The sequence below is a fragment of the Streptomyces sp. NPDC107471 genome (genome assembly GCF_055582845.1).
Genome location: NZ_JBVJPC010000010.1, coordinates 1 through 26,919 on the forward strand (window position 1 = coordinate 1; position 26,919 = coordinate 26,919).

General features: G+C 71.9%; 24 protein-coding genes and 1 pseudogene. 20 read left to right on the forward strand and 5 right to left on the reverse strand.

Annotated features, from left to right (window positions below; genetic code table 11):
* The 4 genes and pseudogenes from ACZ66S_RS30330 to ACZ66S_RS30345 all read left to right on the forward strand — a co-directional run.
* Nucleotides 1–133 (forward strand): annotated as a pseudogene (locus ACZ66S_RS30330) (DUF4097 family beta strand repeat-containing protein); the annotation flags it as partial.
* 37 nt (nucleotides 134–170) lie between these two features.
* Nucleotides 171–1,121 (forward strand): ATP-binding cassette domain-containing protein, encoded by a 951-nt coding sequence (locus ACZ66S_RS30335; protein WP_469904739.1) that lies wholly within the window; start codon nucleotides 171–173, stop codon nucleotides 1,119–1,121.
* Complete coding sequence (locus tag ACZ66S_RS30340) at nucleotides 1,118–1,903, forward strand: ABC transporter permease (protein WP_469904740.1); 786 nt, start codon at nucleotides 1,118–1,120, stop codon at nucleotides 1,901–1,903. The genes ACZ66S_RS30335 and ACZ66S_RS30340 overlap by 4 nt, the downstream gene beginning before the upstream one ends.
* A 160-nt stretch (nucleotides 1,904–2,063) precedes the next feature.
* Nucleotides 2,064–2,795, forward strand: a complete 732-nt coding sequence (locus tag ACZ66S_RS30345; protein ID WP_469904741.1) for a carbonic anhydrase — start codon at nucleotides 2,064–2,066, stop codon at nucleotides 2,793–2,795.
* 22 nt (nucleotides 2,796–2,817) lie between these two features.
* On the opposite strand, the gene ACZ66S_RS30350 is transcribed toward ACZ66S_RS30345, so the two are convergent.
* Nucleotides 2,818–3,495 carry an SGNH/GDSL hydrolase family protein gene (locus ACZ66S_RS30350; protein WP_469904742.1) on the reverse strand — a complete coding sequence of 226 codons (678 nt, stop codon included), beginning with the start codon at nucleotides 3,493–3,495 and terminating at the stop codon, nucleotides 2,818–2,820.
* Between the two features lie 306 nt (nucleotides 3,496–3,801).
* Here ACZ66S_RS30350 and ACZ66S_RS30355 point away from each other — a divergent pair, with 306 nt between their 5' ends.
* Nucleotides 3,802–4,794, forward strand: coding sequence for a WD40 repeat domain-containing protein (locus tag ACZ66S_RS30355; protein ID WP_469904743.1), 993 nt, complete (start codon nucleotides 3,802–3,804; stop codon nucleotides 4,792–4,794).
* On the opposite strand, the gene ACZ66S_RS30360 is transcribed toward ACZ66S_RS30355, so the two are convergent.
* Nucleotides 4,777–5,550, reverse strand: coding sequence for a TetR/AcrR family transcriptional regulator (locus tag ACZ66S_RS30360; protein ID WP_469904744.1), 774 nt, complete (start codon nucleotides 5,548–5,550; stop codon nucleotides 4,777–4,779). The two genes, ACZ66S_RS30355 and ACZ66S_RS30360, sit on opposite strands and share 18 nt — an antisense overlap.
* Before the next feature lie 87 nt (nucleotides 5,551–5,637).
* Here ACZ66S_RS30360 and ACZ66S_RS30365 point away from each other — a divergent pair, with 87 nt between their 5' ends.
* From ACZ66S_RS30365 to ACZ66S_RS30380, 4 genes are all read left to right on the forward strand, one after another.
* Nucleotides 5,638–6,609 carry an ATP-binding cassette domain-containing protein gene (locus tag ACZ66S_RS30365; RefSeq protein WP_469904745.1) on the forward strand — a complete coding sequence of 324 codons (972 nt, stop codon included), beginning with the start codon at nucleotides 5,638–5,640 and terminating at the stop codon, nucleotides 6,607–6,609.
* Complete coding sequence (locus tag ACZ66S_RS30370; RefSeq protein WP_469904746.1) at nucleotides 6,606–7,415, forward strand: ABC transporter permease; 810 nt, start codon at nucleotides 6,606–6,608, stop codon at nucleotides 7,413–7,415. Before ACZ66S_RS30365 ends, ACZ66S_RS30370 begins: the two co-directional genes overlap by 4 nt.
* Before the next feature lie 149 nt (nucleotides 7,416–7,564).
* On the forward strand, nucleotides 7,565–9,079 hold the full coding sequence (locus ACZ66S_RS30375; protein WP_469904747.1) for a cellulase family glycosylhydrolase: 1,515 nt from the start codon (nucleotides 7,565–7,567) through the stop codon (nucleotides 9,077–9,079).
* 123 nt (nucleotides 9,080–9,202) lie between these two features.
* Nucleotides 9,203–10,819, forward strand: a complete 1,617-nt coding sequence (locus tag ACZ66S_RS30380; RefSeq protein ID WP_469904748.1) for an alpha/beta hydrolase — start codon at nucleotides 9,203–9,205, stop codon at nucleotides 10,817–10,819.
* A gap of 69 nt (nucleotides 10,820–10,888) precedes the next feature.
* Here the strand turns inward: ACZ66S_RS30380 and serC are convergent, their stop codons facing one another.
* Nucleotides 10,889–12,007: a phosphoserine transaminase gene (serC, locus tag ACZ66S_RS30385; RefSeq protein ID WP_469904749.1), complete on the reverse strand. Its 1,119-nt coding sequence runs from the start codon at nucleotides 12,005–12,007 to the stop codon at nucleotides 10,889–10,891.
* Between the two features lie 108 nt (nucleotides 12,008–12,115).
* On the opposite strand from serC, the gene ACZ66S_RS30390 reads away from it, so the two are divergent.
* Both ACZ66S_RS30390 and ACZ66S_RS30395 read left to right on the forward strand, forming a co-directional pair.
* Nucleotides 12,116–12,556 (forward strand): GNAT family N-acetyltransferase, encoded by a 441-nt coding sequence (locus ACZ66S_RS30390; protein ID WP_469904750.1) that lies wholly within the window; start codon nucleotides 12,116–12,118, stop codon nucleotides 12,554–12,556.
* 103 nt (nucleotides 12,557–12,659) lie between these two features.
* Nucleotides 12,660–13,586, forward strand: coding sequence for an EamA family transporter (locus ACZ66S_RS30395; RefSeq protein WP_469904751.1), 927 nt, complete (start codon nucleotides 12,660–12,662; stop codon nucleotides 13,584–13,586).
* Nucleotides 13,587–14,002: 416 nt separating this feature from the next.
* Here the strand turns inward: ACZ66S_RS30395 and ACZ66S_RS30400 are convergent, their stop codons facing one another.
* Nucleotides 14,003–14,746: a class I SAM-dependent DNA methyltransferase gene (locus ACZ66S_RS30400; RefSeq protein ID WP_469904752.1), complete on the reverse strand. Its 744-nt coding sequence runs from the start codon at nucleotides 14,744–14,746 to the stop codon at nucleotides 14,003–14,005.
* A gap of 107 nt (nucleotides 14,747–14,853) precedes the next feature.
* Between ACZ66S_RS30400 and ACZ66S_RS30405 the strand changes: the two genes are divergently transcribed.
* The 8 genes from ACZ66S_RS30405 to ACZ66S_RS30440 all read left to right on the forward strand — a co-directional run bounded on the left by ACZ66S_RS30405 (nucleotide 14,854) and on the right by ACZ66S_RS30440 (nucleotide 24,903).
* Nucleotides 14,854–15,648 carry a TIGR03084 family metal-binding protein gene (locus tag ACZ66S_RS30405; RefSeq protein ID WP_469904753.1) on the forward strand — a complete coding sequence of 265 codons (795 nt, stop codon included), beginning with the start codon at nucleotides 14,854–14,856 and terminating at the stop codon, nucleotides 15,646–15,648.
* A complete protein-coding gene (locus tag ACZ66S_RS30410) occupies nucleotides 15,645–17,321 on the forward strand; it encodes an acyclic terpene utilization AtuA family protein (protein ID WP_469904754.1) in 1,677 nt (558 codons plus the stop codon). The genes ACZ66S_RS30405 and ACZ66S_RS30410 overlap by 4 nt, the downstream gene beginning before the upstream one ends.
* Entirely contained in the window at nucleotides 17,318–18,916 is a 1,599-nt protein-coding gene (locus ACZ66S_RS30415) for an acyl-CoA carboxylase subunit beta (RefSeq protein WP_469904755.1), read from the forward strand. Before ACZ66S_RS30410 ends, ACZ66S_RS30415 begins: the two co-directional genes overlap by 4 nt.
* Nucleotides 18,917–18,927: 11 nt before the next feature.
* Nucleotides 18,928–20,769 (forward strand): acetyl/propionyl/methylcrotonyl-CoA carboxylase subunit alpha, encoded by a 1,842-nt coding sequence (locus ACZ66S_RS30420; RefSeq protein WP_469904756.1) that lies wholly within the window; start codon nucleotides 18,928–18,930, stop codon nucleotides 20,767–20,769.
* Between the two features lie 68 nt (nucleotides 20,770–20,837).
* The gene (locus ACZ66S_RS30425) at nucleotides 20,838–21,968 is read left to right on the forward strand and encodes an acyl-CoA dehydrogenase family protein (RefSeq protein ID WP_469904757.1); all 1,131 of its coding nucleotides are present in this window, start codon (nucleotides 20,838–20,840) and stop codon (nucleotides 21,966–21,968) included.
* A gap of 33 nt (nucleotides 21,969–22,001) precedes the next feature.
* A complete protein-coding gene (locus ACZ66S_RS30430; RefSeq protein WP_469904758.1) occupies nucleotides 22,002–23,570 on the forward strand; it encodes a 4-coumarate--CoA ligase family protein in 1,569 nt (522 codons plus the stop codon).
* Nucleotides 23,567–24,301, forward strand: a complete 735-nt coding sequence (locus ACZ66S_RS30435; protein WP_469904759.1) for an enoyl-CoA hydratase family protein — start codon at nucleotides 23,567–23,569, stop codon at nucleotides 24,299–24,301. Before ACZ66S_RS30430 ends, ACZ66S_RS30435 begins: the two co-directional genes overlap by 4 nt.
* Nucleotides 24,289–24,903, forward strand: coding sequence for a TetR/AcrR family transcriptional regulator (locus ACZ66S_RS30440; RefSeq protein WP_469904760.1), 615 nt, complete (start codon nucleotides 24,289–24,291; stop codon nucleotides 24,901–24,903). The genes ACZ66S_RS30435 and ACZ66S_RS30440 overlap by 13 nt, the downstream gene beginning before the upstream one ends.
* Before the next feature lie 75 nt (nucleotides 24,904–24,978).
* On the opposite strand, the gene ACZ66S_RS30445 is transcribed toward ACZ66S_RS30440, so the two are convergent.
* Nucleotides 24,979–26,091: a citrate synthase 2 gene (locus ACZ66S_RS30445; RefSeq protein ID WP_469904761.1), complete on the reverse strand. Its 1,113-nt coding sequence runs from the start codon at nucleotides 26,089–26,091 to the stop codon at nucleotides 24,979–24,981.
* A gap of 169 nt (nucleotides 26,092–26,260) precedes the next feature.
* Here ACZ66S_RS30445 and pdxH point away from each other — a divergent pair, with 169 nt between their 5' ends.
* Nucleotides 26,261–26,890 (forward strand): pyridoxamine 5'-phosphate oxidase, encoded by a 630-nt coding sequence (gene pdxH / locus ACZ66S_RS30450; protein ID WP_469905023.1) that lies wholly within the window; start codon nucleotides 26,261–26,263, stop codon nucleotides 26,888–26,890.
* The last annotated feature ends 29 nt before the right edge of the window (nucleotides 26,891–26,919 follow it).

Genomic DNA, 26,919 nt, shown 5'->3' on the forward strand with positions numbered 1-26,919 from the left:
CTCCGCCGCCCTCGACGCCGGCACCACCCACGGCCGCGTCCACAACACCCTCAAGAACACCGACGGCCCCCACCCCGCCCTCACCGTCCGCGCCACCACCACCCAGGGCGACATCACCGCCCGCAGCCTCTGACCCGCGGCCTCCGCCAGCCTTCGAAGGAGCACCCACCATGACCGAACTGGCCATATCGGCGAGCGGACTGCGCAAGTCCTACGGGGACAAGACCGTCCTCGACGGCATCGACATCCGGGTGCCGGCCGGCACGATCTTCTCCCTCCTCGGACCGAACGGAGCCGGCAAGACCACCGCCGTCAAGATCCTCTCCACCCTCGTGCCCGCAGGCCCGGGCACCGGTGACATCCGGGTCGGCGGGCACGACCTGGCCGCCGACCCGCAGGGGGTGCGCGCCTGCATCGGTGTCACCGGGCAGTTCTCCGCGGTGGACGGGCTGATCACCGGGGAGGAGAACATGCTGCTCATGGCGGACCTGCACCACCTCGCCAAGAGCGAGGGGCGACGGGTCGCCGCCGAACTGCTGGAGCGCTTCGACCTCACCGACGCGGCGAAGAAGCCCGCCTCCACCTACTCCGGCGGCATGAAGCGCCGCCTCGACATCGCCATGACCCTCGTCGGCGACCCGCGGATCATCTTCCTCGACGAACCGACCACCGGCCTCGACCCCCGCTCCCGGCACACCATGTGGCAGATCATCAGGGACCTGGTCGCCGACGGTGTCACCGTCTTCCTCACCACCCAGTACCTGGAGGAGGCCGACGAACTCGCCGACCGGATCGCCGTCCTCAACGGCGGCAGGATCGTCGCCGAGGGCAGCGCCGAACAGCTCAAGCGCCTGGTCCCCGGCGGACACGTCCGGCTCCGCTTCACCGACCCGGACGCCTACCGCGGTGCCGCCCGCGAACTGCGCGAGGTCACCGGGGACGACGAGTCCCTCACCCTGCGCCTCCCGAGCGGCGGCAGCCAGTCCGAGCTGCGCACCCTCCTCGACCGGCTCGACGCGGCCGGCGTCGAGGCCGACGAACTGACCGTGCACACCCCCGACCTGGACGACGTGTTCTTCGCCCTGACCGGCCCCGCCCAGACCAAGGAGACCGTCCGATGAGCAACCTCGCCCTCGTGGTCCGCGACTCCTCCACGATGCTGCGCCGCAACCTCCTGCACGCCCGGCGCTATCCCTCGCTCACCCTGAACCTGCTGCTCACGCCGATCATGCTGCTGCTCCTGTTCGTCTACGTCTTCGGCGACACCATGAGCGCGGGCATCGGCGGCGGCGACCGCTCCGACTACATCGCCTACCTCGTCCCCGGGCTGCTGCTGATGACGATCGGCTCCACCACGATCGGCACCGCGGTCTCCGTCTCCAACGACATGAGCGAGGGCATCATCGCCCGCTTCCGGACGATGGCGATCCACCGCGGTTCGGTGCTGGTCGGGCACGTCGTCGGCAGTGTGCTCCAGTCGGTGGTCAGCGTGGTGCTGGTCGGAGCGGTCGGGGTGGCCATCGGCTTCCGCTCCACCGACGCCACCGCCCTGGAGTGGCTCGCCGCCTTCGGACTGCTCGTGCTGTTCGCCACCGCGCTGACCTGGATCGCCGTCGGCATGGGCCTGATCAGCCCCAACGCCGAGGCGGCCAGCAACAACGCCATGCCGCTGATCTTCCTGCCGCTGATCTCCAGCGCGTTCGTCCCGGTCGACGCGATGCCGGGCTGGTTCCAGCCGATCGCCGAGTACCAGCCGTTCACCCCGGCCATCGAGACCCTGCGCGGACTGCTCCTCGGCACCGGGATCGGCAACAACGGCTGGATCGCCGTGGCCTGGTGCCTCGGGCTCGCGGTGCTCGGCTACCGCTGGGCGACCGCGAGGTTCAACGGCGAACCGAAGTGACCATGTGGACCGCACGGGTCAACTCCCTTGCACTGTCCGCAGGTTGGTGGCCCCGGCGCCGGCCAAGAACGGTTCAGTGTTCGCCCATGAAACACCAACGCCCGGTCATGAAAAGGCAATCCGAACGGGAAGGGAACGGGTCGGACGTACGTTCCCCTCCGTGAACTCCGACCAACGACCCCACGGAACCGCGCGGCGCGCTCTCCTGCGCGCCGCGCTCACCGGTACCGCGGCCCTCGGTACCGGTCTCGCCGCCGGCGTCCCGGCCGCCGTTGCCGCGCCCTCCGCGACCGCCCCGCGCAAGCGGCCCAGCACCGCAGAGGAGGCCCTGCGCGAGCTGGCCGAGGGCAACCGGCGCTGGCGCACCTACCGCGAGCGGCACCCCGACGAGACGCCCGCCGTCCGGCAGGCGCTGACCACCTCCCAGCACCCCTTCGCCCTCGTGCTCGGCTGCATCGACTCCCGGGTGGCGCCGGAGCTGGTCTTCGACCAGGGGCTCGGCGACCTGATGACCGTACGCACCGCGGGCCAGGTCCTCGACGAGGCGGTGCTGGGCAGCCTCGCGTACGGGGTGCTCGAACTGGGGATCCCGCTGCTCATGGTGCTCGGCCACCAGTCGTGCGGGGCCGTGAAGGCGGCGGTGCAGGCGGACGGGTCGGGCGCCCAACTGCCCGCCCACATCCAGTACTTGGCTGACCAGATCAGCCCGGCGATCGACCGTACGAAGACGGGGGACGCGCGGATCGACGCGACGGTCGACGCGAACATACGGCTCGTCCGGGCACGGCTCGCGGCCGAACCCGACCTCGCCGCCAAGATGGACTCCGGCGAACTGGCCGTCGTGGGCGCCCGCTACGAGCTGACCACGCAGCGGGTGCACCGACTCGACTGAGGTGCGGGGGACCCCGGCCGCCTCAGTCGGCGCTGTAGGGCTCGCCGAGGTCCCACGCCTGGTACATCGCCTCCGCGAAGGCCGCCGCGATCTTGTGCTCGCCGCTCGCGTTCGGGTGGGTGCCGTCGTAGGTGTCGTGGTCGATGTCGTACGTCGACGGGGGCGACGCCGGCAGCAGGGGGGAGCGGGGCTCGTCCAGGTCGGCGATCACCTTGGCCAGGAGCTCGTTGAAGCGGGTGACCTCCCTGGCGAAGGGCGGGTCGGTCTCCGCCCGGACGTTGGGGATCACCGGGAGGACGGCCATCCGGATCCGGGGGTTGGCCCGGCGGGCCCCGGCGACGAAGGCGCGGACGTTGTCGGCGGTCTGTTCCGCGTTCGTGTAGAAGCCGAGGTCGATCAGGCCGAGGGAGACCAGGAGCACGTCCGCGCGGTGCGCCCGTACCGCCTCCCCGATCAGCGGGGCCATGTGCAGCCAGCCCTCGCCCCAGCCGGCCAGGTGGGCCCGGGGGAAGTCGGGATCGGCGTACTCGTACGACGTGGGGGCGTCGGCCGCCTTGTCGTACAGCGTCTCGCGCGGTCCCACGAGAGCGAAGGGGCCGCCGTGGCTGTCCCGCAGGTGCTGCCACATCCGGTACCGCCAGGTGTGCTCCCCCGCGCTTCCGATCGTCATCGAGTCACCGACCGGCATGAATCTGAGCATCCGCTCATGATGGATCATCCACCCCCGCTCCGGCATGTGAGTCCGCCCACGCCACCCCAGCGGCCACCACACCAGACGGCCCCACCGCACCTGCTTCTACGCCGTCCGGGGCTCGTCCGGTCCCAGGCGACCCCGTCCCCCCCCAACCCGCAGCCGACGAAACCCCGCCGTCCCGTCGCCCGCCCCGAGCCGTCCCCACCCCGGGCCCCTCACCGGGTCCTCGCCCCCACCCCCCTTTCCCCGATCGCTCGACCCCGCCCCCGACCACCCCCGCTCAACCCCCGGAGGGGATGGCAGGCTTGGGGTATGCGTCGATCCTTTGCCCTGTTCGTCGGGGTCCTCTTCCTGGGTGGTCTCAGCCTGCCCTTGGCCGTGCCCGCCTCCGCCGCCGACGGGGACGGGAAGGGGGACCGGGGCTTCACCATCAGCGACCCCCGGATCACCGAGTCCAGCGGGCTCGCCGCCTCGCGGCAGCACCCGGGGATCTACTGGACCCACAACGACCAGGACACCGGCGCGTACCTGTACGCCGTCGACAGCGCCACCGGGAAGACCGTCGCCAGGATCACCATGACCGGCGTCGGCACCCCGCGGGACGTCGAGGCCGTGTCCATCGGGCCCGACAACCAGATCTGGGTCGGTGACATCGGTGACAACGACGGGGTCACCTGGCCCTACGTGTGGATCTACAAGCTGCCCGAGCCCAAGGACCTGAAGGACCAGTCCGTCAAGGCCACCCAGTACGTCGTGAAGTACACCGACGGCTCGCGCGACGCCGAGTCGATGGTCGTCCACCCGAGGACCGGGCGCGTCTACATCATCGACAAGCAGGAGGACGGCGGACATCTCTACGAGGGACCCGCCACCCTCTCCCCGTCCGGGAGGAACGTCTTCAAGCCCGTGAAGGCCGTCGACCTGTGGGCCACCGACGCCGCCTTCTCGCCGGACGGCCGCCGACTCGTCGTACGCGGCTACTTCGGCGGCATCTGGTACGACTGGAACGACGGCGACCTCAAGCGCGGCGGCCGGATCACCGTGCCCCTCGGGCAGGGGGAGTCCGCCTCCTACTCGCCGGACGGGACCAAGCTCCTGCTCGGGATGGAGGGCGCCGACAGCGAGGTGGAGGCGCAGGACGCGCCCGGCGGCGGCGGGTCCGGGGCGTCCTCGGACGGCGGGAGCCCCTCGGCCTCCGGAGCCGACGGCAGCGGGAACTCCGTCGGCACCGTCAAGATCGGCGCCCTCGCCCTCGGGGCCGTCGTCGCGTTCTTCGGACTCCGACGGCTATTCCGCCGCTCCTGAGCCCTCCCGCCGGCCGGCCACGAACACCTCGAGACCGTCCAGGATCCGCTGGAGCCCGAACTCGAAGTGGTCGAACCCCGGGCTCCAGGTGTCCTCGGCGAGGGACCCGAGGACCGGGTACCGGCCGGTGGCCATGACCTTCTCCAGGAACGGCGCCTGGGCCGCGAAGAAGTCCGCGGTCGTCATGCCCGACGTGCGCTCCGCCTCCCGCTGGTAGACCTGCGTGCGCGCGGCCCCGACGACGTACCCGTCGACCATGATGACCGCCGACACCAGCTCCGGGTCGCTCAGTCCCATCGGCCGGATCCGGCCCAGCACCTTCTCCATGCCGTCCAGCGCGCTCGGGCCGAGCAGCGGCCGGGCCTGGTTGACGCCGAGCAGCCAGGGATGGCGGGTGTAGAGGGCGAGCGTGGCGCGGGCCATGGCCTCGAGGGCCGAGCGCCAGGTGCCGTCGCCGAGGTCGGCCGGGTTCTCCGAGGGGCGCTGGACGCGGTCGAGCATCAGGTCGAGCAGCTCGGCCTTGCCGGGGACGTACCGGTACAGCGACATCGCGCCGGTGCCGAGCTCGGCGGCGATCCGGCGCATCGAGACCGCGTCCAACCCCTCCTCGTCCGCGATCCGGACGGCCGCTTCCACGATCCGGTCGAGCGTCAGCCCCGGCCTGGGCCCCCGGCTGGGCCGCGGAGCCCCGTCCCACAGCAGTTCGAGCGTGCGGACGATGTCCCCGCCGCCACTGGTCTCACCGCTGCTCGTCATGGGTGCAGCTTAGTTCCGGCGAAAAACCGAGTACAGCGTACGCGCAATCGGGTACGGTGTACTCAATTGAGGAGCGAAGGGGGACCCATGACCACCGACGACGGATACGCCGTCCACGCCGAGGGGCTGGAGAAGCGGTACGGCGACAAGCGCGCCCTGGACGGCTTCGACCTCGCCGTCCGCGAGGGCACCGTGCACGGCCTGCTCGGTCCGAACGGCGCGGGCAAGACCACCGCGGTCCGCATCCTGTCCACGCTGATCCGGCTGGACGGCGGCCGGGCCACCGTCGCCGGACTGGACGTGGCCCGGCAGGGGCGCGAGGTGCGGTCGAGGATCGGTCTCACCGGGCAGTACGCGGCCGTGGACGAGGTCCTCACCGGCCGGCAGAACCTGGAGATGTTCGGCCGGCTGTTCCACCTCGGCGGCAGCCGCGCCAAGCAGCGGGCCGCCGAGCTCCTGGACCGGTTCGACCTGACCGACGCCGCCGACAAGGGCGTGGGCAAGTACAGCGGCGGCATGCGGCGCCGTCTCGACCTGGCCGCCTCCATGATCCTCGCGCCCGCCGTGCTCTTCCTCGACGAGCCGACCACGGGACTCGACCCCCGCAGCCGCGGCGAGGTCTGGGACTCGGTCCGGGCGCTGGTGGCGGGCGGCACCACGGTCCTGCTGACCACCCAGTACCTGGAGGAGGCCGACAGGCTCGCCTCCCGCATCACCGTCATCGACCAGGGCCGGGCCATCGCCGACGACACCCCGGACGGCCTCAAGGACCGCGTCGGCGGCGACCGGATCGAGGTCGTGGTCTTCGAGCGGGCGGACATCCCGCGCGTGGTGAAGGTCGTCGCCCGCGTCAGCGACGGCGAACCGGAGTCGCACGAGGGGGAGTTGCGCGTGCACGCCCCGGTCGTCGACCGCGTCTCGGCGCTCACCGAGGTGGCCCGCACCCTCCAGGACGAGGGCGTGCGGGTCGAGGACATCGGACTGCGCAGGCCGAGCCTCGACGACGTGTTCCTGCGCCTGACCGGACACCGCACGGAGACCGAGGAGGCGGCGGCATGAGCACACTGGAGGCCACCCGCGGCCGCACCTACTGGGTCCTGGCCGACGTCTGGAACGTCGTCCGCCGAGGACTCACCCACTACCAGCGCCAACCCGTCAACATCGCCTGGCAGTTGGGCTTCCCGATCCTGTCCGTCCTGCTCTACGGCTATGTCTTCGGCAGCGCCATGCAGGTGCCCGGCGGCGGGGACTACAAGGACTTCCTGATGCCGGGCATGTTCGTGATGACGATGGCCTTCGGCTTCATCAACACCGCGACGCTGGTGGTGCACGACGCCACGAAGGGCGTGATCGACCGGTTCCGCTCGATGCCGATGGCCTCCTCCGCGGTGGTCGCCGGACGCGGGGTGACCGATCTCCTCGTCGCCTGCGCCGAGTTGGCGATCATGATGCTCACCGCGGTGGCCATGGGCTGGCGGCCGGACGGCGGCCTCGGCTTCCTCGCCGCCTTCGGACTGCTGCTGTGGCTGCGGTTCGCGCTGATCTGGATCGGGGTGTGGCTCGGCCTGATGGTCCCCAACCCGGAGGCGGCGGGCGGCCTGTTCGCGGTCGCCTTCCCGCTCACGATGATCTCCAGCATCTTCGTGGCGCCGCAGCTCATGCCCGACTGGCTGGGCGCGGTGGCCGCGTGGAACCCGATCTCCTCGACGGCCGCGGCCACCCGTGACCTGTTCGGGACGCCGGTGGGCGGCGGGGACTCCTGGGTCGAGCAGCACGCGCTGCTGATGGCCTGGGTGTGGCCCGTGGTGCTCACGGCGGTCTTCCTGCCGCTGGCGGTACGCAGGTTCCGCAAGCTCGGCCGGTGACGTCACCTGCGGGGGGAGGCGCCACCGGCACAAGGTGACGTCCGGTGTCTTGACGTGTCCATGTGACCTGACTTCCATGGGGGGTGCAGGGCGGTGGGAGCGCTCCCATCGTGTTCCGGGCCCGCGCCTCCCGAGAGGAAGCAGCGAACATGTTCCGCAGCTTGCGAAGAGCGCTGTGCGTGATGGCGGCGGCTCTCCTGGTGCTACTGGGGACCGCAGGTCTCCAGACGGCCGACGCCGCCGAGGCGGCCGGCGCCGGTTACTGGCACACCAGCGGCCGCCAGATCCTGGACGCCTCCGGGCAGCCGGTCCGGATCGCCGGCATCAACTGGTTCGGCTTCGAGACCAGCAACCAGGTCGTCCACGGCCTCTGGTCCCGCGACTACAAGTCCATGATCGACCAGATGAGGACGCTGGGCTACAACACGATCCGCATCCCGTTCAGCGACGACATCCTCAAGTCGGGGGCCGTCCCCAACAGCATCGACTTCTCCGCCGGCAAGAACGCCGACCTCCAGGGCCTGAACTCGCTCGGCGTCCTGGACAGGATCGTGTCGTACGCCGGTCAGGACGGCCTCAAGGTCATCCTCGACCGGCACCGCCCGGACTCCGCGGGCCAGTCGGCACTCTGGTACACGGCCGCGGTCCCGGAGTCGACGTGGATCGCCAACCTCAAGGCGCTCGCGACCCGGTACAAGGGCCAGGACACCGTCGTCGGCATCGATCTGCACAACGAACCCCACGACCCGGCCTGTTGGGGCTGCGGGGACACCGCCACCGACTGGCGGCTGGCCGCCCAGCGGGCCGGGAACGCGGTGCTGTCCGTCAACCCCGAGCTGCTGATCTTCGTGGAGGGCGTGCAGACCTTCAACGGCGTCTCGGGCTGGTGGGGCGGCAACCTGATGGGCGTCGCCCAGTACCCCGTGCAACTCGACGTCGCCAACCGGGTCGTGTACTCCGCCCACGACTACGCGACCAGCGTGGCCCAGCAGAGCTGGTTCAGCGACCCGGTGTTCCCCGCCAACATGCCGGGGATCTGGGACAAGTACTGGGGTTACATCTTCAAGCAGAACATCGCACCGGTGTGGGTGGGCGAGTTCGGCACCACCCTCCAGTCGACCGTGGACCAGAAGTGGCTCTCCGCGCTGGTGAGTTACCTGCGGCCGACCTCGACGTACGGCGCCGACTCCTTCCATTGGACCTTCTGGTCCTGGAACCCCAACTCCGGTGACACGGGCGGCATCCTGAAGGACGACTGGCAGAGCGTGGACACCGTGAAGGACGGGTACCTCGCGAGCGTCAAGGCGCCGGGCTTCCCGAGCTCGGGCGGCGGGAGCGACCCCGGAGGCCCGGGCGGCGGCACGGCGGCCTGCACCGCCGCCTACGCGGTCAGCAGCGACTGGGGCGGCGGCTTCAACGCCGAGGTCAAGGTGACCAACACGGGGACGACGGCCCTGTCCTCCTGGAAGGTGACCTGGACCTGGCCGGGCGCCCAGAAGGTCACCTCGATGTGGAACGCGTCGTACACCCAGACCGGCTCGACCGTGACCGCCGGCAACGCCGCGCACAACGGGGCGGTCACAGTGGGCGGTTCGGCGACCTTCGGGTTCGGGGGCGCGCCCGGGGGCGGGGGTGTGCCGAGTGTGAGCTGCACGGCTGCGTAGGACCGTGCGCCCTGTGGTGCCGGAGGCACTTGGTACGGGCCAAGTGTCTCCGGATCAAAGGAGTTTCAAATCTTTCGCTCAGGCGTTTCTCATCCGAAGACTTCTTCGACAGGATGCGGCGTCATGAGAAGAAGCGCAGTTGTGCTGTGCGGTGCGGCCATCGTCCTGGCGGGAGCCGTCACGGCCGTCCCCGCCGAGGCCGGTACGTCCGTCACCGCGGCTCCCGCCCAGGCGGCGGCGAAGGTCAGTTGGAAGAAGTGCGCCACCGACGACTACCCGACCCTGGAGTGCGGGTCGGTGAAGGTGCCGCTCGACTACGCCAGGCCGAAGGGCCGCCAGATAACCCTGGCCCTGTCCCGGGTCCCGCACACCGCGACGAAGTACCAGGGTCCGCTGCTGGTCAACCCCGGCGGCCCCGGCGGCAGCGGTCTCACCCTCGCCGGGTTCGTCGCCTCGAACCTGCCCAAGGCGGTCGCGGCCCAGTACGACGTCATCGGCTTCGACCCGCGGGGCGTGGGCCAGAGCAAGCCCGCCCTCGACTGCGTGCCGGGCTACTTCAACCCGGTCCGCCCCCCGAGCGTGCCGAGCACGCCCGCGATCGAGAAGGCCAACCTGGAGCGCGCCAGGTCCTTCGCCGCCGCCTGCGGCCGCAAGTACGCCGACGTGCTGCCGTACATCGACACGATCAGCGCCGTGAAGGACATGGACGCCATCCGCGCGTCCCTCGGCGCCAGGAAGATCAACTACTTCGGGTACTCGTACGGCACCTACCTGGGCCAGGTCTACGCCAAGCTCTTCCCGAGCCGGGTGCGCCGACTGGTCCTCGACTCCATCGTGAACCCCGACGGCGTCTGGTACGACGACAACATCGGGCAGGACTACGCCTTCGACGCCCGCCACAAGGCGCTCATGGCGTGGATCGCGAAGTACGACTCGACGTACAGGCTCGGCACGAACCCGGCCCGGATCGAGGCCAAGTGGTACGCCATGCAGGCCGAGTTGGCGAAGAGGCCGGCCGGCGGCAAGGTGGGCGCGGCCGAGCTGGAGGACACCTTCCTGCCCGGCGGCTACTACAACGGCTACTGGCCCTACCTGGCCGACGCCTTCGCCGCGTACGTCAACGACAAGAACGCCGAGCCGCTGGTCGAGGCGTACCAGAACTTCGCCGCGATCGACCCCTCCGGCGACAACGGCTACAGCGTCTACGCGGCCGTGCAGTGCCGTGACGTCGCCTGGCCGCGCGACTGGAAGCAGTGGCGGAAGGACAACTGGGCGGTCTACAAGAAGGCGCCCTTCAACGCCTGGAACAACGCCTGGTACAACGCGCCGTGCGCGTTCTGGCCCACCAAGTCGCTGAAGCCGGTGAACGTCGCCAACGCCAAGCTCCCGCCGGTGCTGCTGTTCCAGGCGACGAACGACGCGGCCACCCCGTACGAGGGCGGTGTCACCGTGCACCGCCTGCTCAAGCACTCCAGCCTGGTCGTCGAGCAGGGCGGCGGCAACCACGGCATCTCGCTGAGCGGCAACGCCTGCCTCGACAAGTACCTGGCGAGGTACCTGACCGACGGCACCGTCCCGCGCGGCCACGGCACCGCCGACGCGGTCTGCCAGAAGCTGCCCGACCCCAAGCCGCTGGAGGCCCAGCCGGCGACGGCGTCGGCCCTGACCGGCGCGTCCACGCCGGCCGCGGCGGTGCCCGGCGGCGGCACGCTGCACGGTCTGCTCGGCTTCCGCGGCTGACCGTGAGCTGACGGACGAAGAGGGGCGCCCGGTGTCCGCCGGGCGCCCCTCACTGTCGTACCGGAGTGATCAGAGCTTCTCGATCACGTAGTCGACGCACCGGGTGAGCGCCTCGACGTCCGCGGGGTCGATCGCCGGGAACATCGCGACCCGCAACTGGTTGCGGCCGAGCTTGCGGTAGGGCTCGGTGTCGACGACGCCGTTGGCGCGCAGCACCTTGGCGACCGCGGCGGCGTCGATCTCGTCCGAGAAGTCGATCGTGCCGATGACCTGGGAGCGCTTGGCCGCGTCGGTGACGAACGGCGTGGCGTGCTTGGACTCCTCCGCCCAGGTGTAGAGGCGGGTCGAGGAGTCCTTCGTACGGGCCGTCGACCAGGCGAGGCCGCCCTGGCCGTTGATCCACTCGAGCTGCTGGTTCAGTAGGAAGAGAGTGGCGAGGGCCGGGGTGTTGTACGTCTGGTTCTTGCGGGAGTTGTCGATCGCCGTGGGGAGCGAGAAGAACTCCGGGATGTGGCGGCCGGACGCGTGGATCCGCTCGGCCCGCTCGATCGCGGCCGGGGAGAACACGCCGATCCACAGGCCGCCGTCGGAGGCGAAGGACTTCTGCGGGGCGAAGTAGTAGACGTCCGTCTCGGCGATGTCGACCGGGAGGCCGCCGGCGCCCGAGGTGGCGTCCACCAGGACCAGCGCGCCGGAGTCCGCGCCCGCGACCCGCCTGATCGGGGCGGCGACACCGGTGGAGGTCTCGTTGTGCGTGAACGCGTACACGTCGACGCCCTCCTCGGCCCGCGGGTCCGGGTGGGTGCCGGGGTCGGAGGAGACGACGGTGGGCTCGGCCAGCCAGGGGGCCAGCTTGGACGCCTTCGCGAACTTCGACGAGAACTCGCCGAAGGTCAGGTGCTGCGACTTGTTCTCGATCAGGCCGTGCGTCGCCACGTCCCAGAACGCGGTGGAGCCGCCGTTGCCGAGGACGACCTCGTAGCCCTCGGGCAGCGAGAACAGCTCGGAGATCCCCTCACGGACCTTGCCGACCAGGTTCTTCACCGGAGCCTGGCGGTGGGAGGTGCCGAGGAGGGAGGTACCGGTCGCGGCCAGCGCGTCCAGCGCTTCCGTCCGCACCTTGGAGGGGCCCGCGCCGAATCGACCGTCGGCGGGCTTGATGTCAGCGGGAATCTGGATCTCAGCCACGAGGGGAGCGTAGCCGCTGGGGAAACCCGGTCGAAACGTCGTCCGTCCGGTGAGACGCGGGGATGTCGGCCGGACGGCGGGGGCGGCGCGTCCTGACAGACTCCGGCCATGGACACGAGCACCTGGACCCTGCGTCCCGCGACCCCATCCGACGTCGAGCCGATAGCCGAGCTGCGGGCCGTGGTGATGCGCCCCGACCTGGAGCGCTTGGGCCGGTTCGACGAGCAGCGGGTGCGGCAGCGGTTCCGGGACGCCTTCGTCGCGGAACACCTCTCGGTCATCGAGTCCGACGGCCGCCTCGCGGGGTGTGTCGCGCTGCGCCCGGCCGAGGACGGGCTGTGGCTGGAGCACTTCTTCGTCGACCCGGCGCTCCAGGGCCGCGGCCTGGGCTCGGCCGTCCTGCGCGCCCTGCTCGCCCGCGCCGACGCCGGCGGCGGGACCGTCCGCCTGAACGTCCTCCAGGGCAGCGCGGCCAGGCGGCTCTACGAGCGGCACGGCTTCGTCGTCGAGAGCGAGGACCCGGTCGACGTGTTCATGGTGCGGCGCTGAGACAGTCGTATACCGGGTTTACGCACCTGACTGAGTCCATTAACCTGGACCGAGTAGTGCAGCGTGATGAACAATACCCCGGAACCGACCTCCTGGAAGCACCGTGACCGCCCCCAGCACCGACCTGTCCTCCTCGCTCCCGGTCGCCACGACGCCCGCCGGCGGCCCCCGTCGCCTCGGCTCCCTCGGCCCCGTCGGACTGGTCCTCGCGGGCGGTGTCTCCGTGCAGTTCGGCGCGGCGCTGGCCGTGACCCTGATGCCGAGGGCCGGTGCGCTCGGGGTGGTGACGCTGCGGCTGCTGGCCGCCGCGGTCGTGCTGCTCGTGGTGTGCCGTCCGCGGCTGCGCGGCCACTCCCGCACCGACTGGGGCACGGTCGTCGTGTTCGGTCTCGTCATGGCCGCGATGAACGGCCTCTTCTACCAGGCCGTCGACCGCATCCCGCTCGGCGCCGCGGTCACCCTGGAGGTCCTCGGGCCGCTCACCCTCTCGGTGCTCGCCTCCCGGCGCGCGGTCAACCTCCTGTGGGCCGCGCTCGCCCTCGCCGGCGTCTTCCTCCTCGGCGGCGGGGACTTCGGCGACCTCGACCCGCTGGGCGTGGCCTTCGCGATGGACGCGGGGGTGATGTGGGCGGCGTACATCGTCTTCAGCGCGCGTACCGGACGCCGTTTCCCGCAGGCCGACGGGCTCGCCCTGGCGATGGCGGTCGGTGCGCTGGCGTTCCTGCCGTTCGGGGCCGTGGAGTCCGGCAGCAGGCTCCTCGACCCGGTGACCGTGGCCCTCGGCGCGGCGGTGGCCGTGATGTCCTCCGTGCTGCCCTACACCCTCGAACTCCTCGCCCTGCGCCGCCTGCCCGCCTCCACTTTCGCGGTCCTCATGAGCCTGGAGCCCGGCCTGGCCGCCCTGGCCGGCTTCCTGATCCTCGGCCAGTCCCTGTCCGCCCTCCAGGCCCTCGCCGTCGCCCTGGTGATCGCGGCGAGCATGGGAGCGGTACGCACCCAGACGACCCGGGCCAAGCCGATCACACCCTGAGCCGGGGCGCGTTGTCGGGGGGCGCCGGTCGCATCCGAGGCGCCCGGCGCGTTGTCGGGCGGGGCTGGCCGCTGGCGAGGCGCATGGGCGGGGCGAAGGGGAACGCCTTGATTCGGGGTGTTGTCGGGGCGTCGGCGTGTTGTCAGGGGGCGTCGGCCGCTGCCGAGGCGTGGGGGTGGGGGCCGGGCCAAGGGGATCGCCCTGAGCCGTGGCGTTTTCGGGGGCGTTGGCGCGCTGTCAGGGGCGTCGGCCGTTGCCCAGGCGTACGGGTCGAGCCAAGGCGATCACGCCCTGAGCCGCCGCGCTGCCCGAGCGTCGGCGTGTTGCCGGGGAGCGCCGGTCGCTGTCCACAAGCACGGCCCGGCCGGCGGTGGCCCCAGATGCCGTACGGCGTCGACTCGGGCCGTGGGCCGTGGTCAGTTCGACGGCTTCTCCCATACCGAGACGTGGGAGTCGCTGTCGGTGGTGAAGGGGGCTCGGGTCCAGTCCGCCCATCGGTGCCGTAGTCGCAGCCCGGCCAGCCGGGCCATCAGGTCCAGCTCCGCCGGCCACACGTACCGGAAGGGGATGGACCGGAAGGAGCCCCGGCCGTCCTCCCCGACCCGCACATGGTGGGAGGCCATCGCCTGCGTGGCGGTGTCGTAGGTGTCGAAGCCGAGGCGGCCGTCGCCGATGTGGAAGGGCACGGCGTTCTGCCCGGGCGGGAGCTTCCGCAACTGGGGGACCATGACCTCGACGACGAACGTGCCGCCCGGCTCCAGATGGCCGGCGGCATTGCGGAAGCAGTCCACCTGGGCGTCCTGGGTCGTCAGGTTCATGATCGTGTTGAAGACCAGATAGGCGACCGAGAAGCCGCCCGGCACCCGGGTCGTCGAGAAGTCCCCGATCGTCACCCCGACCGCCGCACCGCCCGGCTTGGCCCGCAGCCGCTCCGCCATCGCCCCGGACAGCTCGATCCCGTGCACCGCCACCCCGCGCGCCGCCAGCGGCAACGCGATCCGCCCGGTCCCGACGCCCAGTTCCAGGGCCCGCCCCTCGCCGGCGAGCTCCGCCAGTACGTCCACGACCGGCTCCACCGCCTCCGCCGTGAACATCGCCGCCGCCGACTCGTCGTACGTCGCCGCGACGGACTCCCCGAAGTGACCGTCGTCATCGCTCATCGGGGGACCGTACTGCGGGGGAGGTGCCGGGCGCCTCCCGAATATGAGCGCGCGAAATTAATGCAAGCATGCTTGCTTGTTTCTGGAGTCGCTGACATTCTCCCCCCATGGCAGACCCCACACCCGTCATCGACGACCTGTGCGCGGAGAGCGAGGAACTCGACCGGCTCGTAGCCGAGTTGAGCGCCGAGCAGTGGGCCCTCGCGACCCCCGCCCCCGGGTGGACCGTGGCCCACCAGATCGCCCACCTCGCCTGGACCGACCACTCCTCCCTGCTCGCCGTCACCGACCGGGCGGCCTTCTCCCGCGAGGTCGAGAAGGCGCTCGCGGCACCCGGGGACTTCGTGGACGCCGGCGCGGCGGAGGGCGCCCGAAGGCCGCCGGCGCGACTGCTCGCCTACTGGCGGGCGGGCCGCGAGGACCTGGCCGAGGCCCTGCGGAACGCCCCCGAGGGCGCCCGTTTCCCCTGGTACGGCCCGCCCATGTCGACCGCCTCCATGGCCACCGCCCGCCTCATGGAGACCTGGGCGCACGGCCTGGACGTGGCGGACGCGCTGGGGGTGACCCGCGAGGCGACCGACCGGATCCGGCACATCGTCCGGCTCGGCGTCCGCACCCGCGACTTCGCCTTCGGCGTGCACGGACTGACCCCGCCCTTCGAGGAGTTCCGCATCGAACTCACCTCACCGTCGGGCGAGTTGTGGACCTACGGCCCCGAGAACGCCACCGACCGCGTCAGCGGCCCCGCCCTCGACTTCTGCCTCCTGGTCACCCAGCGGGCCCACCGGGCCGACCTGGCCCTGCATGCCGAGGGCGAGGACGCCGACGCATGGCTCGACATCGCCCAGGCCTTCGCGGGCCCACCCGGCAAGGGGCGCGCGCCCAGGGGGGCGGGCCGGTGACTCCTCTGCGCATCGGCAACGCCTCCGGCTTCTACGGCGACCGCTTCGACGCCCTGCGCGAGATGCTCACCGATGGCGAGCTCGACGTGCTCACCGGTGACTATCTCGCCGAGCTGACCATGCTCATCCTGGGCCGGGACCGGCTGAAGGACCCGGCGGCGGGCTACGCCCGCACGTTCCTGCGGCAGTTGGAGGAGTGCCTCGGCCTGGCGCGGGAGCGCGGGGTCCGGATCGTCGCCAACGCGGGCGGCCTCAATCCGGCCGGACTCGCCGCGCGGATCGGCGAGTTGGCGGACCGGCTGGGCCTGGACGTACGGGTCGCGCATGTCGAGGGCGACGACCTCACCGCCCGCCACCCGGGCAGTCTCGCCGCCCACGCCTACCTCGGCGGCTTCGGCATCGCGGCCTGTCTGCGCGCGGGCGCGGACGTGGTCGTGACCGGCCGGGTGACGGACGCGGCCCTGGTCACCGGCCCGGCCGCCGCCCACTTCGGCTGGGGCCCGGGCGACCACGACCGCCTGGCGGGAGCGGTCGTCGCCGGGCACGTCCTGGAGTGCGGGACCCAGGCGACCGGCGGGAACTACGCGTTCTTCGCCGAGGGCGGCCACGATCTGCGCAGGCCCGGCTTCCCGCTCGCCGAGCTCCACGAGGACGGCACCGCCGTCATCACCAAGCACCCCGGCACCGGTGGCTTCGTGGACGTCGGCACGGTGACGGCCCAACTGCTGTACGAGACGCAGGGCGCCCGGTACGCGGGACCGGACGTCACCGCCCGCCTGGACACGGTCCGCCTCGCCCAGGACGGCCCCGACCGCGTCCGGATCTCCGGCGTCCGCGGCGAGGCCCCGCCGCCCACCCTCAAGGTCGGCCTCAACCGGCTCGGCGGCTTCCGCAACGAGGTCGTCTTCGTCCTGACCGGCCTGGACATCGAGGCCAAGGCGGCTCTGGTGCGGCAGCAGTTGGAGCCGGCCCTCGCCAAGGTCACCGACGTCCGCTGGGACCTGGTCCGCACGGACCGCCCGGACGCGGGCACCGAGGAGACCGCCAGCGCCCTGCTGCGGCTGGTCGTCCGGGACGCGGACCAGGAGGCCGTCGGACGGTCGCTCAGCGGGGCCGCCGTGGAACTGGCTCTCGCCAGCTACCCCGGGTTCCATGTGGTGGCACCACCGGGAAAGGGCTCGCCCTACGGCGTCTTCGAGGCCGCGTACGTCCCTCAGGGCGACGTCGACCACGTGGCCGTCCTCCCCGACGGGCGACGGATCGCCGTGGTGCCGGCCCAGGAGACCGCCGTACTCGAGGACCCGCCGGAGCCGCCGCTGCCCGGGCCGCCGCCGTCCGGCCCGACCCGGCGGGCCCCTCTCGGGCTCGTCGCCGGGGCCCGCAGCGGGGACAAGGGCGGCAACGCCAACGTCGGCGTGTGGGCGCGCACGGACGAGGGCTGGCGGTGGCTCGCGCACACGCTCACCGTGGACCGGCTGCGTGAACTCCTGCCGGAGACAGCCGACCTGCCCGTCACCCGGCACGCCCTCCCGCACCTTCGCGCCCTGAACTTCGTCGTGGCGGGGATCCTCGGCGAGGGCGTCGCCGCCCAGCACCGCTTCGACCCGCAGGCCAAGGCCCTCGGCGAATGGCTGCGCTCCCGCCACCTGGACATCCCGGAGGCCCTGCTGTGACCGTCCTTCAGTCCACCCTCGACACCACCGGCCCCGACCACCGGGCCCACCGCGACACCATGCTCGGCAAGCTCGCCGAGCTGGACGCCGAGCACGCGAAGGCGCTGGCGGGCGGGGGCGAGAAGTACGTCCAACGGCACCGCGACCGGGGCAAGCTGCTCGCCCGGGAGCGCATCGAGCTGCTCCTCGACCCCGACACGCCCTTCCTGGAGCTGTCCCCGCTGGCCGCCTGGGGCAGCGACTACACGGTCGGCGCCTCCCTCGTCACCGGGATCGGGGTGGTGGCGGGCGTGGAGTGCCTGATCACCGCCAACGACCCGACCGTGCGCGGCGGGGCGAGCAACCCCTGGTCGCTGAAGAAGGCCCTGCGGGCCAACGACATCGCCCTCGCCAACCGGCTGCCCTGCATCAGCCTGGTGGAGTCCGGGGGCGCCGACCTGCCCTCGCAGAAGGAGATCTTCATCCCGGGCGGGGCCGTCTTCCGGGACCTGACCCGGCTGTCGGCGGCCGGAATCCCGACCGTCGCCGTCGTCTTCGGCAACTCCACGGCCGGCGGCGCCTACGTCCCCGGCATGTCCGACCACGTGATCATGGTCAAGGAGCGGGCCAAGGTGTTCCTGGGCGGCCCGCCCCTCGTCAAGATGGCCACCGGCGAGGAGAGCGACGACGAGTCCCTCGGCGGGGCCGAGATGCACGCGCGCGTGTCCGGCCTCGCGGACTACTTCGCCGTGGACGAGCGGGACGCCCTCAGGCAGGCCCGACGGGTCGTGGCCCGCCTCAACCACCGCAAGGCGTACGACGATCCGGGCCCGGCCGAGCCGCCCGAGTACGACCCGGAGGAGCTCCTGGGCATCGTCCCCGGCGATCTCAGGACACCCTTCGACCCGCGCGAGGTGATCGCCCGGATCGTCGACGCCTCGGACTTCGACGAGTTCAAGCCGCTGTACGGCACCAGCCTGGTCACCGGGTGGGCGGCGCTGCACGGTTACCCGGTCGGAGTGCTGGCCAACGCCCAGGGAGTGCTGTTCTCCGAGGAGTCCCAGAAGGCGGCCCAGTTCATCCAGTTGGCGAACCAGCGGGACATCCCCTTGCTGTTCCTGCACAACACCACCGGTTACATGGTCGGCAAGGAGTACGAGCAGGGCGGCATCATCAAGCACGGCGCCATGATGATCAACGCCGTCAGCAACTCGCGGGTCCCGCATCTGTCCGTCCTCATGGGCGCCTCGTACGGCGCGGGCCACTACGGCATGTGCGGCCGCGCCTACGACCCCCGCTTCCTGTTCGCCTGGCCGAGCGCCAAGTCGGCCGTCATGGGCCCCCAGCAGCTCGCCGGCGTGCTCTCCATCGTCGCCCGCCAGTCGGCCGCGGCGAAGGGCCGCCCGTACGACGAGGAGGGCGACGCCGCCCTGCGCGCCATGGTGGAACAGCAGATCGAGTCCGAGTCGCTGCCCATGTTCCTGTCCGGGCGGCTCTACGACGACGGCGTCATCGACCCCCGGGACACCCGGACGGTCCTCGGCATGTGCCTGTCCGCGATCCACACCGCCCCCTACGAGGGCGCCCGCGGCGGCTTCGGCGTCTTCCGGATGTGAGGAACCCTTCAGTGATCACTTCTGTGCTCGTCGCCAACCGGGGCGAGATCGCCCGCCGGATCTTCCGCACCTGCCACGAGCTGGGCATCCGGACGGTCGCCGTGTACGCGGACGCGGACGCGAACGCCCTCCACGCGCGCGAGGCGGACACGGCCGTACGACTGCCGGGCGCGGCCCCCGCCGACACCTACCTGCGGGCCGACCTGATCGTGAAGGCGGCGCTCGATGCCGGCGCCGACGCCGTGCACCCCGGCTACGGCTTCCTCTCCGAGAACGCCGACTTCGCGCGGGCCGTCCTGGACGCGGGCCTGACCTGGATCGGACCGCCCCCGTCGGCGATCGAGGCGATGGCGTCCAAGACGCGCGCCAAGGAACTGATGGGGCTGGCACCCCTGCGGGACGTGACGCCGGCCGACCTGCCGGTGCTGGTGAAGGCGGCGGCGGGCGGCGGCGGTCGCGGCATGCGGATCGTGCGCCGCACGGAGGACCTGGCGGCCGCCCTGGAGAGCGCCCGCGCCGAGGCCGCGAGCGCCTTCGGCGACGGCGAGGTCTTCGTCGAGCCGTACGTCGAGGACGGCCGGCACGTCGAGGTCCAGATCCTCGCCGACACCCACGGCACGGTCTGGGCCCTGGGCACCCGCGACTGCTCCCTGCAACGCCGCCACCAGAAGGTGATCGAGGAGGCACCGGCCCCCGGCCTCCCGCAGAGCCTCACGGCGGAGCTGCACGAGCTGGCGGTACGGGCGGCCCGCGCGGTGGACTACGTGGGCGCGGGCACGGTCGAGTTCCTGGTCTCCGGCACCACGGCCCACTTCCTGGAGATGAACACCCGCCTCCAGGTCGAACACCCGGTGACGGAGGCGGTGTTCGGCCTGGACCTGGTGGCGGAACAGCTCCGGGTCGCGGAGGGCGCCGCCCTGCCCGACGAGCCGCCCCCCGCGCGAGGCCACGCGGTCGAGGCCCGCCTGTACGCCGAGGACCCGGCACGCGACTGGACCCCGCAGACCGGCACCCTGCACCGCTTCTCGGTCCCCCCGTCCGTCCGCCTCGACACCGGCTACGAGAGCGGCGACGACATCGGCGTCCACTACGACCCGATGCTCGCCAAGGTCGTCGCGCACGCCCCGACCCGTGCGGAGGCGGTGCGCGCGCTGGCGGGCGCGCTGGAGCGGGCGACGATCCACGGCCCGACCACGAACCGGGACCTGCTGGTCAACTCCCTGCGCCACGAGGAGTTCACGACCGCCCGCATGGACACGGGCTTCTACGACCGGCACCTGTCCGAACTCACCGAGGCCGTCCCGGACCCGCTGGCCCCCCTGGCCGCGGCCCTCGCGGACGCCGTCGGACGCTCCCGCTTCGGCGGCTGGCGCAACCTGCACTCGGCCCCGCAGACGAAGCGGTACGCGAGGGCGGGGGAGGAGCACGAGGTCCGCTACCGGCACACGAGACAGGGCCTGGAGGCGGACGGCGTCCGGGTGCTCCACGCGGCCGCTGACGTGGTCGTACTCGAAGTGGACGGCGTGCGGCGGACGTTCGAGGTGGCCCGGTACGGCGACCAGGTGTACGTGGGGAGCACGGCCCTGACGGCGCTGCCCCGCTTCCCGGACCCGACCGCCCAGCTCGCCCCGGGCTCCCTGCTGGCCCCCATGCCGGGAACGGTCGTCCGGGTCGCGGACGGCCTGGCCGAGGGCTCCGCCGTGGAAGCGGGCCAGCCGCTGCTGTGGCTGGAGGCCATGAAGATGGAACACAGGATCACGGCGCCGGTGAACGGCACGCTCACGGCACTTCAGGCAGTACCCGGCCAACAGGTGACGGTCGGCTCTCTATTGGCAGTAGTGGAACCCACCTAGGGGCGCGGGACCGAATCAATGTGCGGCTACCGCCGCGCGGCCGCGACCAGCCACGACGAAGGAGCCCCATGCCCACGATCGAAACCGACGAGCACAAGTCCCTGCGACAAGCAGTATCCGCCCTCGGCAGGCGCCACGGCCGCGACTACGACCGAGAGCAACTCTGGGCCGAGGCAGCCAAGCTCGGCTACCTGGGCGTCAACCTCCCCGAGGAGTACGGAGGCGGAGGTGGCGGCATCGCCGAACTCTCCATCGTCCTGGAGGAGCTCGGCGCGACCGGCGCCCCCCTGCTGATGATGATCGTGTCCCCCGCCATCTGCGGCACGGTCATCGCCCGGTTCGGCACCGAGGCCCAGAAGCGGGAGTGGCTCCCCGCGCTCGCCGACGGCACCCGCACGATGGCGTTCGGGATCACCGAACCCGACGCCGGTTCCAACAGCCACCGCATCAGCACCACGGCCCGCCGCGACGGAGCCGACTGGCTGCTGACCGGCCGCAAGGTGTTCGTCTCCGGCGTCGACATCGCCGACGCCACCCTCATCGTCGGCCGCACGGAGGACGCCCGGACCGGCCGCCTCAAGCCCTGCCTGTTCATCGTCCCCCGGGACGCCCCGGGCTTCGGCAGGCGCATGATCGAGATGGAACTGAACGCCCCGGAGAAGCAGTTCGAGCTCACCCTCGACGACGTGCGCCTGCCCGCCGAGGCGCTCGTGGGGGACGAGGACGCCGGCCTGCTCCAGCTCTTCGCCGGTCTCAACCCCGAGCGCGTCATGACGGCCGCCTTCGCGATCGGCATGGGCCGCTACGCGCTCTCCCGGGCGATCACCTACGCCAAGGACCGCACGGTGTGGAACATCCCCATCGGCGCCCACCAGGCCATCGCCCACCCCCTCGCCCAGGCCCACATCGACCTCGAACTGGCCCGCCTGATGACGCAGAAGGCCGCCCACCTCTACGACGAGGGCGACGACATGGCCGCGGGCGAGGCCGCCAACATGGCCAAGTACGCCGCGGGGGAGGCCTGTGTGAAGGCCGTGGACCAGGCCGTCCACACCCTCGGCGGCAACGGCCTCACCAAGGAGTTCGGGATCGCCTCGCTGATAACGGCCGCGCGCGTGGCTCGTATCGCCCCGGTCAGCAGGGAGATGATTCTCAACTACGTCTCCCACCAGACCCTGGGCCTGCCCAAGTCGTACTAGGCCGTCCCGGAATCAGGCCGTCTTGGAGGAACCGTGTTCCGCAGCGAGTACGCAGACGTCCAGCCCGTAGAACTGCCCATCCACGACGCCGTGCTGGCGCGCGCCCCCGAGTTCGGTGACGCGCCCGCCCTGATCGACGGCACCGACGGCACCACCCTCACGTACGCACAGCTCGACCGGTTCCACCGCCGGGTCGCCGCGGGCCTCGCGGAGGCGGGCGTCACCAAGGGGGACGTGCTCGCTCTGCACAGCCCCAACACGATCGCCTTCCCGACCGCGTTCTACGCCGCCACCCGCGCGGGCGCCTCCGTCACGACCGTGCACCCGCTCTCCACGGCCGAGGAGTTCGCCAAGCAGCTCTCCGACTCCGCGGCCCGCTGGATCGTCACCGTCTCGCCGCTCCTGGAGACCGCGCGCCGGGCCGCCGAACTCGCGGGCGGCGTACGGGAGATCTTCGTCTGCGACAGCGCCCCCGGCCACCGCTCCCTCATCGACATGCTCGCCTCGACGGCCCCCGAACCGCACGTCGACATCGACCCGGTGGCGGACGTTGCGGCCCTGCCGTACTCCTCGGGCACCACCGGCACCCCCAAGGGCGTGATGCTCACCCACCGGCAGATCGCCACCAACCTCGCCCAGCTCCAGCCTTTGATGTCCGCGGGCCCCGAGGACCGCATCCTCGCGGTCCTGCCCTTCTTCCACATCTACGGCCTCACCGCCCTCATGAACGCGCCCCTGCGCGTCGGCGCGAGCGTCGTCGTGCTGCCCCGCTTCGACCTGGAGACCTTCCTCGCGGCCATCCAGAACCACCGCATCACCGGCCTGTACGTGGCCCCGCCGATCGTCCTCGCCCTCGCCAAGCACCCGCTGGTCGAGCAGTACGACCTGTCGTCCCTGCGCTACCTCGTCAGCGCCGCCGCCCCGCTGGACGCCCGGCTCGCCGCCACCTGTTCGGCCCGCCTCGGCCTCCCGCCCGTCGGCCAGGCGTACGGCATGACGGAACTCTCGCCCGGCACCCATGTCGTCCCCCTGGCCGCCATGCCCGAGGCGCCCCCGGGGACCGTCGGCAAGCTCATCGCCGGCACCGAGATGCGGATCGTCTCCCTCGACGACCCCGACAAGGACCTCGACATCGGCGAACCCGGCGAGATCCTCATCCGCGGCCCGCAGATCATGAAGGGCTACCTCGGCCGCCCCGACGACACCGCCGCCATGATCGACGCCGACGGCTGGCTGCACACCGGGGACGTCGGCCATGTCGACGCCGACGGCTGGCTGTTCGTCGTGGACCGGGTCAAGGAGCTCATCAAGTACAAGGGCTTCCAGGTGGCCCCCGCCGAACTGGAGGCGCTCCTGCTCACCCACCCCGGCATCGCCGACGCGGCCGTCATCGGCGTCTACAACGACGACGGCAACGAGGTCCCGCACGCCTTCGTCGTCCGCCAGCAGCACGCGAGCGACCTCTCCGAGAGCGAGGTCATGATGTACGTCGCCGAACGCGTCGCCCCCTACAAACGCGTCCGCCAGGTCACCTTCACCGAGGCCGTGCCCCGGGCCGCCTCCGGCAAGATCCTGCGACGACAGCTCAGGGAGCGCATGTGACACCGATCGCCCGTACCCGCGCGCGGGGCGTGGAGACCCTCGCCCTGGACTCCCCCCACAACCGCAACGCCCTGTCGGCCACGCTGGTGGGGGAGCTGTCCGCGGCGCTGGCGGACTGCGCCAAGGACGACGCCGTCCGCGCGGTCGTCCTCACCCACACCGGCAACACCTTCTCCGCGGGCGCCGACCTCAAGGACCCCCCGGACCCGGACGCCCTGGTCGGGCTCCTGCGGCAGATCGTGGAGCTCGCCAAGCCGGTCGTCGCCCGCGTCACCGGGCACGTCCGCGCGGGCGGCCTCGGCCTCCTCGCCGCCTGCGACATCGCCGCCGCGTCCACGGAGTCGACGTTCGCCTTCACCGAGGTCCGGATCGGGGTCGCCCCGGCGGTCATCTCCCTGACCCTGCTGCCCCGCACCGACCCCCGCGCCCTCGCCCGCCACTACCTCACCGGCGAACGCTTCGACGCGGCCGAGGCGGCCCGCATCGGCCTGGTGACGGCGGCGGGCGACGACGTGGACGCCGTACTCGAACCGATCCTGGACGGTCTGCGCCGGGCCGCCCCCGAAGCCCTGGCCGAGACGAAACGGCTGCTCACCGCTAGGGTGCTGGAGACCTTCGACCGGGACGCGGCCGACCTGACCGCGCTCTCGGCCCGGCTGTTCGCCTCACCGCACGCGCGCGAGGGGATGACAGCCTTCCTGGAACGACGGGATCCCTCATGGGTGGTGTGAGCACGATCGGCGACCGGGCCGACCGCGTGCCGAAGCAGGACCGCAGCCGGGCCACCCGGCAGCGCCTCCTCGAAGCCGCCGTGGCCTGCCTCGCCGAGCACGGCTGGGCCGGCTCCACGGTCACCGTCGTCGCCGAACGCGCCGGCGTCTCCCGGGGCGCCGCCCAGCACCACTTCCCGACCCGCGAGGCCCTGTTCACCGCGGCCGTCGAGTACGTCGCCGAGGAGCGCTCCACGGCCTTGCGCGCCCTGTTCCCGCAGGGCGCGGCGGACGACCGGCGCGCGGTGATCTCCGCCCTCGTCGACCTCTACACCGGCCCGCTGTTCCGCGCCGCCCTCCACCTGTGGGTCGCCGCCTCCAACGAGGAGCAACTGCGCCCCCAGGTGACGGAACTGGAGGCGCGGGTGGGCCGGGAGACCCACAGGATCGCGATCGACCTCCTGGGCGCGGACGAGTCCGAGCCGGGCGTCCGCGAAACGGTCCAGGGCCTCCTGGACATGGCGAGGGGCCTGGGCCTGGCGAATCTCCTCACGGACGACCACGCTCGCCGTGAAAAGGTCGTGGCGCAGTGGGCCGTACTGCTGGACGAGGCCCTGCTTTGAGTTTTCAGGGGCGCGGGGAACTGCGCGACCAGCCACAAACGGCCCGCAGTCGCCCACGCTCCTCAAGCACTCCCTTCAGTGGGCGATGCTCCCGTACCCCTCGATGTCCTGCGGACTCCGCGAGCCGGGCCCCACATACCGCGCGGACGGCCGCACCAACCGCCCCGTCCGCTTCTGCTCAAGGATGTGCGCCGACCACCCCGCCGTACGCGCGCACGTGAACATCGACGTGAACATGTGCGCCGGCACCTCCGCGAAGTCGAGGACGATCGCCGCCCAGAACTCCACGTTGGTGGCGAGCACCCGGTCCGGCCGCCGCGCGTGCAGCTCGGCGAGCGCCGCCTTCTCCAGCGCCTCCGCGATCTCGAACCGGGGCGCCCCCAGCTCCCGCGCGGTCCTGCGCAGCACCCGCGCGCGCGGGTCCTCGGCCCGGTACACCCGGTGCCCGAACCCCATCAGCCGCTCACCGCGGTCCAGCGCCTGCCTGACGTACGCGTCGGCGTCCCCGGTCCGCTCGATCTCCTCGATCATCCCGAGCACCCGGGACGGCGCACCGCCGTGCAACGGCCCGGACATGGCACCCACGGCACCGGAGAGCGCGGCGGCGACATCCGCCCCCGTGGAGGCGATCACGCGCGCGGTGAACGTCGACGCGTTCATGCCGTGCTCCGCGGCCGACGTCCAGTAGGCGTCCACGGCGGCCACGTGCTTGGGGTCCGGCTCCCCGCGCCAGCGGATCATGAACCGCTCGACGACGGACTGCGCCTTGTCGATCTCCCGCTGCGGCACCATCGGCAGGCCCTGCCCGCGCGCGGACTGGGCGACGTAGGAGAGGGCCATCACGGCGGCCCGGGCGAGGTCGGCACGCGCCTGCTCGGCATCGATGTCGAGCAGCGGCTTGAGCCCCCACACCGGCGCGAGCATGGCGAGCGCCGACTGGACGTCCACGCGGATGTCCCCGGAGTGCACCGGGATCGGGAACGGCTCGGCGGGCGGCAGGCCGGGGTTGAAGGCGCCGTCGACCAGCAGCCCCCACACGTTGCCGAACGAGACGTGGCCGACCAGATCCTCGATGTCGACGCCCCGGTACCGCAGCGCGCCGCCCTCCTTGTCCGGTTCGGCGATCTCCGTCTCGAACGCGACGACTCCTTCGAGACCAGGTACAAAGCCGGGGTCGAGGTCGGACATCAGGCGGCTCCTCGTGACGTGTACGACGGATGACGCCACGATATCCCCGGGTGCCACCTTTGGGGAGAGCAAGCGGCACTCAGTGCCACCTGCCCTGGGAAGGCGATCCGTACGGCAAGATGACGACGTGACCGACGCAGCACACGCCGTCTCCCCGGACCCCGCCTCCATGCGCCGGCAGTACCGCGCGGAGGGCCTCGCCGAGGCCGACCTGGCCGCCACGCCCGTAGAGCAGTTCGCGCGCTGGTTCAAGCAGGCGGCGACCGAGGCGCACCTCTTCGAGCCGAACGCCATGGTCGTCTCCACCGCGGACGCCGAGGGCCGCCCCAGCTCCCGCACGGTCCTGCTCAAGCAGTTCGACGAGCAGGGCTTCGTCTTCTACACCAACTACGACTCCCGCAAGGGCAGGGAACTCGCCGAGAACCCGTACGTCTGCCTGCTCTTCCCCTGGCACCCCATGGCCCGCCAGGTCATCGTCACCGGCCTCGCCCGCCGCACCGGCCGCGACGAGACCGCCGCCTACTTCCGCACCCGCCCGCACGGCTCCCAGCTCGGCGCCTGGGCCAGCGCGCAGTCCTCGGTGATCGAGACCCGCGACCAGGTCGACACCGCCTACGCGGAACTCGCCGCCCGCTACCCCGAGGGCGAACAGGTCCCGGTGCCGCCGCACTGGGGCGGCTTCCGGGTGGCGCCGGAGACGGTGGAGTTCTGGCAGGGTCGCGAGAACCGCCTGCACGACCGGCTGCGCTATGCGGCGGAGCCGGACGGGAGCTGGCGGGTGGAGCGGCTGAGCCCCTGAGCCGGGGCCGCGCAAACGCAGGCGACCCG